The organism is Aeromonas media, from assembly GCF_000819985.1.
GTDB classification, from domain to species: Bacteria; Pseudomonadota; Gammaproteobacteria; order Enterobacterales; family Aeromonadaceae; genus Aeromonas; species Aeromonas media.
The window spans coordinates 1-9,366 of the sequence record NZ_CDBZ01000192.1 but is presented as its reverse complement, the minus strand read 5'-3'; the positions used below and the strand labels follow the sequence as shown (position 1 = coordinate 9,366).

The window sequence follows — 9,366 nt, the reverse complement described above, 5'->3', positions numbered from 1 at the left end:
CCCATGTCGAGCATGCGATCCGCCTCGTCGAACACCAGATGGCTGAGACTCCCGAGGCGCAAGGCCCCTTGACGCAGATGGTCGAGCAATCGACCCGGGGTGGCGATCAGCAGATCCACCCCGTTTTTCAGCGCCTCCACCTGGGCAGCAATGCTGACCCCGCCGTACACCAGGGCGCTGGTGAGATCCGTGCCCTGCCCGTAGCGCACCACGCTCTCAAAGACCTGCACCGCCAGCTCGCGGGTCGGCACCAGCACCAGGGCGCGGATGGGGCGGGGCGACTCGCCTTGCGGCTGCTGCATCAGCTGCTCCAGCAACGGCAGCACGAAGGCGGCGGTCTTGCCGGTGCCGGTCTGGGCCCCCGCCAGCAGATCCCGCCCCGCCAGAATGACGGGGATGGCGCTGGCCTGAATGGGGGTTGGCGCGGCATAACCCAGCTCACAGAGGGTCTGTTGCAGACGGGGAGAGAGGGCCAGTTCGGCAAAGGAGGCAATGGACATAGGGCACCAGTATGGGGTTATCGCGGCCAGGGCCGTGACGGAAGCGGACAGTGGCCGCCATGGTAGCAGAAGCGCCCCGCACAGCAGAAGGTGATGACTGTCGGCGGGGCGGCGAGGGTCCTGCTGTTGCGGGATCAGTCGGCCGCGGTCTGCTCCCGGATCAGTCTGATCTCCTGCCCCTGGTAATAGGCGATGTTGTGCTTGCCATGCTGCTTGACGTGGTAGAGCAGCGTATCGGCCAGGTCGGTGGCTTCGGCGACGGTCAGATAATCACGGATGCGAATGATGCCTGCCGAGAAGGTGATGGGGGCGGACAGTTCCTCCATCTGAAGTTGTGATGCCAACAGACGGGCCACGGTCTGGCGCATGCTGGCCTCGTCGCCGAGCCTCTTGTAGAGGACGATAAACTCCTCGCCGCCCCAGCGAATGGCCTTGTCCCCCTTGCGCATATTGGCCGTCAGATGACGGGCGAAGGCGGCGAGGGCGATGTCTCCCACCCCGTGGCCATAGGCGTCGTTGATGGACTTGAAGTTGTCGATGTCGAGGAGCATCAGGTAGTCGTGCTCCTGCAACTGGGCCTGATCCAGGATGTCCCGTCTCGGCAGCCGGGTCAGGTGATCGGTCTGTGCCAGGGTGCGCAGGCGGCCGTAGATGCCCCGTCCCGTCAGTATGAGCAGCAGCAGGGCGATCAGATAGAGTTTGAAGGCGGGGCCATAGAGCACCGCTCGCATGAAATCGCCGTAGCTGTATGACCATTTGAGATAGAGGTCGACGCTGGCCTTGGCCCGCATAAAGCGGGTATTCAGGCAGAGATGCCAGGGGCGACAGGGCTCTATTTCATCGAAAGAGAGTGTGGTTCTGGTCGGATTGAGGCTCTCGAAGGGGCGAAGTACATCCTTGAACGCCTCGTCGACGGCGATGTCTATGCCCGTCAGACCATGGCGGTAATCCGCTATCACCGGGTCGTAGAAGACAAAGGGGAAGTACATGGTGATGGTCTGCAACCCGGTGAAGGTGTCGGTGTAGATGTCGGACACCCAGGCCTCATCCGTGCTGCAGGGCACATGGGCGGAGGCGAAGAGGGCGCAACCGAAATAATGGGTCCAGGGTTCGATGTCATTGAGGTCGCTGTTGGTCGGCATCAGCCGGTTCGGGAGTGTCAGTCGGTCGGGCACCATGCCAAGCAGGCGACGATCGTCATAGAAGGCGTAGAGGTTGATGACCTCGGGGTAGGAGAGGGCATATTGGTAGGCGATGAGTACCGGGTTGGATGAGGGGAGTATGGGAATGACAGCCATACGGGTCAGGGTATCGAGGTCATAAGCATAGGCATAGGCCGTCGCATCCCTGTTCTCGCTGAAGATGGGCGCCTTGATGCTGCTGTTGTCGACGAACCGGGCCAGCGCGTCTGGCGCCAGGATGCGGGCCCGCTGATAAAACACCTCGAACACATTCTGCTGTTTGGCGGTGATGAGCTGCATGTCGTGCCGGATGCTGAGGTAGGTGTAGTTGAACACCAGCCCCAACCCTGCCAGTGCCAGAGAGAACAGTGTGAATTGAATCAACCACTTGCGGGGGATGATCCGCAACAGTGATCCCGCCATGCCGTGATGCTCCCGGGTAGTGACAGAAGACTTTTTTGTAACTGATTCTGCTCTGCATCACCAGACGAAAGTTGGCGGGGGCAGGCAGCGCAAGGAAAATGAGCCTCCAATATCAACAAGATAGACGTTCACGATTCGATGGCAAGGGAAGGGCGAATCGATGGTGGTCGCGGAGTAAGAGGGCATGGCGCCCCTGACTGGCGCTGCCATCACGGGAGCAGTTGCACCCGTTCGGCACCCAGGTGGTGCATCCATTCTCGCAGGATCAGCAGGGTGGCGGCGAAGCGGCGATCTCTGGGCAGCTGGGCCGCAGCCAGCGGATCTCCCTCCACCATGGCGACCAGCTGGCCGAACAACCGTTCGATGCTCTCCCGGTTCAGCTCGTGGCTGCCGAGTCCGCCTGCCAGCGGCACCGGGCTGTGAAGCTGTATCAGGGGGTGGGGTTGGATATGGGCCGCGAGGGGCATCAGTGCATCTTCCACCACCATGATGGCCTGCTCCAGCTCGAGGGGGGTTGGCGGGTCCCGGCGAAAGGGACCGGGTGTCATGGCATTCAGGCCCAGGGCCAGTGAAAAGGTCTGGCTGACGCCATCCGCCCCGGTGATCTGTACCCGGCTCTGGCTGTCACCCAGGCTCAACAATAGGGTTTCGTGCCCTTGCTCTGTCATACCGTCGTCTCCTGAATTTGACTCGTCCATGGATACACCCGGCGGAGCACTCTGGCGAGTGCTTTCCCCCCATTCGGGCAAGGGGGCTTGCAAAGGTGTCATCAAATGGCATTCTGGACGTCTAGATTTCTGTTTTTCTGTTGCATTCCCCACAAGGAGTCCTGATATGGCTATTCGTACCCTTCCCCGCGCCCTCGTCCTCGCCCTCTCGCTGATGGGGAGTAGTGCCTTCGCAAACGAGGCGCTGGTCTTCCAGACCGATTTTGGTCTCAAGGACGGAGCCGTCTCCGCCATGAAGGGGGTCGCCTTCGGGGTGGACAGGACACTGCCGCTGCAGGATCTGACCCACGAGATCCCGGCCTACAACATCTGGGAGGCCTCCTACCGCCTCTACCAGACCCTCAACTACTGGCCCAAGGGCACCGTCTTCGTCAGCGTGGTGGATCCCGGCGTCGGCACCGATCGCCACTCGGTGGTGCTCAAGACCAAGAGCGGCCACTACATCGTCAGCCCGGACAACGGCACCCTGACCTTGGTGGCCGAACACTTCGGCATCGAGGCGGTGCGCCAGATAGACGAGAAACGCAACCGCCTCAAGGGCTCCGAGAAGTCCTACACCTTCCACGGTCGCGACGTCTACGCCTACACGGGGGCGCGGCTTGCCTCCGGCGTCATCAGCTTCGAGCAGGTGGGGCCCCTGCTGCCCGCCGAGGTGGTGACCATCCCCTACCAGCCGGCCGTGGCGGAAAAAGATGGCACTCTCAAGGGCACCATTCCCATCCTGGACGTGCAGTATGGCAACGTCTGGACCAATATCGACGATGCGCTGCTGACCAAGGCGGGGATCAACAAGGGGGACAACGCCTGCATCAGGATCAGCGAAGGGGATGCGCTGAAATACGAGGGCAAGGCCCCCTACGTCAGCAGCTTCGGCGATGTGCCGGAAGGCCAGCCGCTGGTCTACCTCAACAGCCTGCTGCAGGTCTCGGTGGCCCTCAATATGGACAGCTTCGCCACCAAACATCAGGTGCAATCCGGCGCCAACTGGCATGTCAGCCTGAAGAAGTGCGGCTAGAGGCTGCCAGCGGGTGCAATCCGGTACAAACGGGCATATCAGCCTGAAGAAGTGCGGTTAGGACTCAACCCTTCTGTCGGCGATACGTCTTTCGGGGTGGTGGGACTCGTGTCCACCGCCCCTTCTCCTGGGCGGTGGCGCCTTGCCGGGCCAGCCGGTTATCTCATCGTTTGTCATCATCGTTTAATAAAGTGCCGCCATGCTGTGGCCGGACGCAGTGATTACGCAATGATGCCAGCAGAGAGAACAAGGAAAAGCCGATGAGCCGTTTTGACGAGAGAGACAGTGTCAACCATCCCCGGGAACATGAGCCAGAGTTCAACCGCCTGATCGAGGCTGGCCTCAGCCGCCGGGGGTTTCTCAAGGGAGTCGGCGCCGCCAGCATGGTGGCCTTCTTCGCCGCGAGCCCGGTAGCCCGCGCCGTGGCCGCCGCCACCCAGCCACTGCTGGGGTTCCAGGCCGTGCCCGCCTCGGTGGCCGATGCCATAGTGGTGCCGCCAGGTTACAAGGCCGAGGTGCTGATCGCCTGGGGTGATGCCCTGTTCGCCGATGCCCCCGCCTTCAGCCAGAGCAATGATGCCAGGGCCCAGGCACGCCAGTTTGGCGACAATAACGACGGCATGAGCTTCTTCCCCCTGGGCCCTGATCGCGCCCTGCTCGCCGTCAACAATGAGTACACCAACTACGAATACCTGTTTGCGGATGGCGGCAAGGTGCTCAGTGCCGAGGCCGTCGCTAAGGCCCAGGCGGCCCACGGTGTCTCTCTGGTGGAGCTGGTACGCATCGATGGCAAGTGGCAGGCCAACCCCAGGGGGGCACTCAATCGCCGCATCACCGCCACCACCCCCATGACACTGAGCGGCCCGGCGGCGGGCCACGCCCTGCTCAAGACCCATGCCGACCCTGAGGGGCGCACGGCTCTTGGCACCTTCAACAACTGCGCCAACGGCCAGACTCCCTGGGGCACCTACCTCACCTGCGAGGAGAACTTCAACGGTTACTTCGGTAGTGCGGGCAAGCCGGTGCTGGACCAGCGCGCAGCCCGCTATGGCCTGGCCGCCGAGGATGCGGGCTTTGGCTGGCACAGGTTCGACGAGCGCTTCGATCTCGCCAAACACCCCAACGAGCCGCACCGCTTCGGCTGGGTGGTGGAAATCGATCCGCACGATCCCGCCTCCACCCCGAAGAAGCGCACGGCGCTGGGCCGCTTCAAGCATGAGAATGCCGCCTTCACCATCAATAAAGATGGTCGCGCCGTGGTTTACCTCGGTGATGACGAGCGGGGCGAGCACATCTACCGCTTCGTCTCGAAGAACAAGGTGGCGCCGGGCAAGGACCCTGCCAACCGGGATCTGCTGGATGAGGGCACCCTCTATGTGGCCCGCTTCGAGGCCAAGGAAGGGGAACTGAAGGGCACCGGCCAGTGGTTGCCCTTGGTGCACGGCCAGCACGGCCTGACCCGGGAGAACGGCTTCGCCGATCAGGGGGAGGTGCTCATCTTCGCGCGCGAAGCCGCGACCCGGCTCGGCGCCACCACCATGGACAGGCCTGAATGGGTGGCCGTGCATCCCCACAGGGCCGAGGCCTACTGCACCCTGACCAACAACAAGAACCGCGGCCTCAAGGAGAACCAACCCCTGGACGGCGCCAACCCCAGGGCCGAGAACCCCTATGGCCAGATCATCCGCTGGCGCCCGGCCGGTGGCGATCACGGCAGCGACAGCTTCGAGTGGGATCTCTTCCTGCTGGCGGGCAACCCCGAGGTCAATAAAGAGGGGTTGATGGCGGGCAGTGCCAACATCAACCCGGACAACATGTTCAACAGCCCGGACGGCATCGGCTTCGACGAGGCGGGACGGCTCTGGATCCAGACCGACGGCGATTACTCCAACGAGAAGCAGTTTGCCGGCATGGGCAACAACCAGATGCTGTGCGCGGACCCGACGAGTGGCGAGGTGCGCCGCTTCCTGACCGGCCCCATTGCCTGCGAGATCACGGGCCTCACCTTCAGTCCGGACTGGCGCACTATGTTCGTCGGGGTGCAGCACCCGGGGGAGGAGCTGGCACCCTCCCACTTCCCGGATGGCGGCACCGCCATTCCCCGCTCCGCCGTGCTGCGTATCACCCGGGACGACGGCGGTATCATCGGGGCCTGATATTCCGACCCGCTGCCCCTTGTACCGCATGAGGGCGCAGCCTGCGTGACGTGAACCCCGAAAGTTGGGCACCCAACGAGTAGGGGTTCTTTGTTTTGAGGGCTCGAGCGGGAGAGATAAAGAAGAGGGGATGCCAGCGCCATGGTGGCGTGCCCGGTCGGGTCAGGATTGCGTGCAGAGAAAAGGGGCCGCGTGGTGCCCCTTTTCTGCTATGACATGGCGGGCATCAGAACTCGTTGGAGAGCGCCTTGTAGCCCTTGACCAGGTCGATGTTGGTGTGGGCCACGTCTTCGGAGAACTCGGTGGCATCCACGGTGACGCGGGGGATCTGGGCCAGATCGCTCTGCTGGTTGATACGGGTGGTGGACGGCACATAGAAGCCCGGGGGCAGATCGCAGCCGTCGATCACCGAGTTGTGACGTACCACGGATCCTTCGCCGATATGGCAGTTGAACAGCACGCTGTTGAAGCCGATGAAGACCCGGTTACCCACCTCGCAGGGGCCGTGCACTATGCTGCGATGGGCGATGGAGCTGTATTCGCCTATGGTGACGGCGGCGCCGGACTTGGAGTGGATCACCACACCGTCCTGAATATTGGAGTTGGCGCCGATGACGATGGGCTCCATGTCGCCGCTCTCGTCCACCTCGTCGGCGCGGATCACGGCATAGGGGCCGACAAACACATTCTCCTTGATGATCACCTTGCCACAGATGATGGCGGTCTTGTCGATGTAGGCGGATTCGTGGATGACGGGCAGGTGACCTGAGGGATTCTTGCGGATCATGTTACGTCCTGTTGCAGCTGAATTCGGGGATAAGGTGGCGGGACGCGGGGGCTCGCCGGAGAGTCAGCTTACGCCTCTGATCCGGGAGGGGAAACCCTTTACTGGTCTGACCCTCCTTTAGTAAGGGCATTTCACATAGTTGTTCTTTGACTCCCTTGTATGGGAGCATGGGGCCTGATAAACGGGCGTATTCCTCGCCGGAAGGGGGCGGCCTGACTGCGATGACGGAGACGATGACATGAAGAAGATGATGCTACTCCTGGCTGCTTTCTTGCTGTGTGCCCAAGTCGCGCAGGCTAAGGGGCGGCCAGGTGAGTTTGACTACTACGCCCTGGCGCTCTCCTGGTCACCGCAGCACTGCGCCATCAAGCCGGCCGATAGAGAGCAGTGCAGCCGCCAGTTGGGCTTCGTGCTGCACGGGCTCTGGCCCCAGTATCAGCGCGGCTATCCCGGCAACTGTACCCGAGAGCGACTGGATCCCGCCATGGAGCAGGATTTTGCCGGGCTCTATCCCAGCCGCTTCCTCTATGGTCATGAGTGGGAGAAGCACGGCACCTGCTCAGGCCTGAATCAGGAGGCATTTCACCAACTGGCCAGCGATCTGCGCCAGAAGGTGAAGATCCCGGCCGCCTATCAATCGCCGGCAGAGCCCCTTCGCAAGAGTACCTTCGAACTGAAGGCGGATCTGGCCATTGCCAATGAGTGGCTTGCACCCGACACCATCACTGTGGCCTGCGCCGACGGCGGTCGTTTCCTGCGGGAGATCTACATCTGCATCAACAGGGAAGGGACGGATGCCGTTCCCTGCTCGGACGAGATGCAAAAGCGGGAGCGCCGCTCCTGCGGCCAGCCGGACTTCCTGCTGCGCAGCGTGCGCTGATCCTCGTTATCTTCATCAGGCCTCTTGGGGGCCTGATGTGCAACTGCAGTCATCGGAAAGGAGCTCTGCAATGACCGACGTGAAACAGTTTTCGGCACGGGAGCGCAGCCTGCTGCTCGGGGTGAAAGGGGTGGGCCCCACCGTCATCGGGCGGCTCGAACAGCTGGGCTACCACAGCCTGAGTGAGCTGGCCGAGGCGGATAGCGGCCACATAGTCCGGCTGGTGGCCAGCATGCTGGGCTCGACCTGCTGGCAGAACAGCCCACAGGCCCGCGGCGCCATCGACGGCGCCATCGCGCTGGCGCGCAGTCATATGGCAGCCTCAGTCGCAGAAGGAGAGGGTGTCGCATGAGCCTGTTTGCCGATCTGGGGATGCGCTACCCCATCATCCAGGCGCCCATGGCCGGGGTGCAGAACGCTGAGCTGGCCATGGCGGTGACGGGGGCGGGTGCCCTGGGATCCTTGCCGGCGGCCATGCTCGGCACGGCCGAGCTGCGCAAGGCATTGGAACAGCTGGCGGCCAGTGGCCCAGGCCCTTTCAACATCAACTTCTTCTGCCATCGACAGCGTGAGCCTGATCCGGCCGAAGAGCACCGCTGGCAACAGGCGCTGGCACCTTTTTATGCCGAGTTCGGTGTGAGTACCGATGCTGTATCGAATGGGCCAAGTCGCGCCCCGTTCAACGCCGAGCATGCAGCCATCCTGGCCGAGTTCAACCCCGCCGTAGCCAGCTTCCACTTCGGCCTGCCGGCGCCCGAGTTGCTTGCCAGGGTAAAAGCAACGGGAGCAAAAGTCTTTGCCAGTGCGACCACGGTAGCAGAAGCGAAGTGGCTGGCCCGCCATGGCGCCGATGCCATCATAGCCCAGGGGCTGGAGGCGGGAGGACATCGCGGTCACTTCCTGAATCAGGATCTCAGCTTGCAACAAGGCACCTTTACGCTGTTGCCACAGATAGTGGCGGCAGTGGATTTGCCTATCATTGCTGCCGGGGGCATTGTCGATGGCAAGGGGATCAAGGCCGCCCTGGCACTGGGGGCCAGCGCAGTCCAGATGGGAACGGCATTTCTCTGTTGCCACGAGGCGACGACCTCGCCCCTGCACCGTGCGGCGCTCCTGGGGGCGCATGGCCGGCACACCGCACTGACCAATCTGTTTAGCGGCCGTCCGGCGCGGGGGATAGTGAATCGCTTGATGCGGGAGCTCGGCCCTCTCTCGGCACTGCCCCCTGACTTCCCCCATGCCAGCGGCGCATTGGCCCCGTTGCGCGCCGCGGCTGAAAAGATGGGAAAGAGCAGCTTCTCGCCACTCTGGGCCGGACAGAATGTCTCGGGTTGCCGCTCCCTCGCCGCCGCCGAGCTGATCTCAGCCTGGGTCGCCGAGGCCGATCTGGCCTGATGACCTCTTTTTACTGCCTTCCTTTATATAGGTATCTGTATAGGCATCGGCTTTTGGTCAGGATGGCGTCGAGACGCTGCCGGATTGGGGAGCACCGAGTATCAATCAGAGCTCTTTTTAACGCCCGCCTGTGGATAAGTTTGTATAAAAGCTGTGTTTTGATATGAATAACTAATAAATGGCCGTTTTTTGCAATTTTATTGCAGTCAGCACTTGCCAATGTGATCAATGTCTCTATAATGCACCACATCGACAGGGCAAGCGGCAACGCAGAAAGCCAAGTCGATAACCTCGAAAAGCC

At 62.2% G+C, this 9,366-nt stretch carries 9 protein-coding genes; 5 read left to right on the top strand and 4 right to left on the bottom strand.

Going from position 1 to position 9,366, the window contains the following annotated elements; translation table 11 throughout:
• The 3 genes from BN1127_RS16210 to BN1127_RS16200 all read right to left on the bottom strand — a co-directional run.
• Positions 1-500, bottom strand: a 500-nt coding sequence (locus tag BN1127_RS16210) for a DEAD/DEAH box helicase (protein WP_042650112.1), incomplete at its 3' end; no start/stop codon positions are given.
• Between the two features lie 134 nt (positions 501-634).
• Entirely contained in the window at positions 635-2,104 is a 1,470-nt protein-coding gene (locus BN1127_RS16205; RefSeq protein ID WP_005330627.1) for a GGDEF domain-containing protein, read from the bottom strand.
• Positions 2,105-2,313: 209 nt separating this feature from the next.
• The gene (locus BN1127_RS16200) at positions 2,314-2,772 is read right to left on the bottom strand and encodes a hypothetical protein (RefSeq protein ID WP_041206727.1); all 459 of its coding nucleotides are present in this window, start codon (positions 2,770-2,772) and stop codon (positions 2,314-2,316) included.
• A gap of 166 nt (positions 2,773-2,938) precedes the next feature.
• On the opposite strand from BN1127_RS16200, the gene BN1127_RS16195 reads away from it, so the two are divergent.
• Together BN1127_RS16195 and BN1127_RS16190 are read left to right on the top strand one after the other, a co-directional pair.
• On the top strand, positions 2,939-3,847 hold the full coding sequence (locus tag BN1127_RS16195) for an SAM hydrolase/SAM-dependent halogenase family protein (protein ID WP_005330623.1): 909 nt from the start codon (positions 2,939-2,941) through the stop codon (positions 3,845-3,847).
• Positions 3,848-4,107: 260 nt separating this feature from the next.
• Complete coding sequence (locus BN1127_RS16190; RefSeq protein WP_005330621.1) at positions 4,108-6,003, top strand: PhoX family protein; 1,896 nt, start codon at positions 4,108-4,110, stop codon at positions 6,001-6,003.
• A gap of 226 nt (positions 6,004-6,229) precedes the next feature.
• Here BN1127_RS16190 and BN1127_RS16185 read toward each other — a convergent pair whose 3' ends face one another.
• On the bottom strand, positions 6,230-6,790 hold the full coding sequence (locus BN1127_RS16185; RefSeq protein WP_005330618.1) for a gamma carbonic anhydrase family protein: 561 nt from the start codon (positions 6,788-6,790) through the stop codon (positions 6,230-6,232).
• Positions 6,791-7,028: 238 nt separating this feature from the next.
• Here BN1127_RS16185 and BN1127_RS16180 point away from each other — a divergent pair, with 238 nt between their 5' ends.
• The 3 genes from BN1127_RS16180 to BN1127_RS16170 all read left to right on the top strand — a co-directional run bounded on the left by BN1127_RS16180 (position 7,029) and on the right by BN1127_RS16170 (position 9,065).
• Complete coding sequence (locus BN1127_RS16180; protein WP_005330616.1) at positions 7,029-7,670, top strand: ribonuclease T2 family protein; 642 nt, start codon at positions 7,029-7,031, stop codon at positions 7,668-7,670.
• 70 nt (positions 7,671-7,740) lie between these two features.
• On the top strand, positions 7,741-8,022 hold the full coding sequence (locus BN1127_RS16175) for a Pathogenicity locus (RefSeq protein ID WP_041206726.1): 282 nt from the start codon (positions 7,741-7,743) through the stop codon (positions 8,020-8,022).
• Positions 8,019-9,065: an NAD(P)H-dependent flavin oxidoreductase gene (locus tag BN1127_RS16170; protein ID WP_005330611.1), complete on the top strand. Its 1,047-nt coding sequence runs from the start codon at positions 8,019-8,021 to the stop codon at positions 9,063-9,065. The genes BN1127_RS16175 and BN1127_RS16170 overlap by 4 nt, the downstream gene beginning before the upstream one ends.
• The last annotated feature ends 301 nt before the right edge of the window (positions 9,066-9,366 follow it).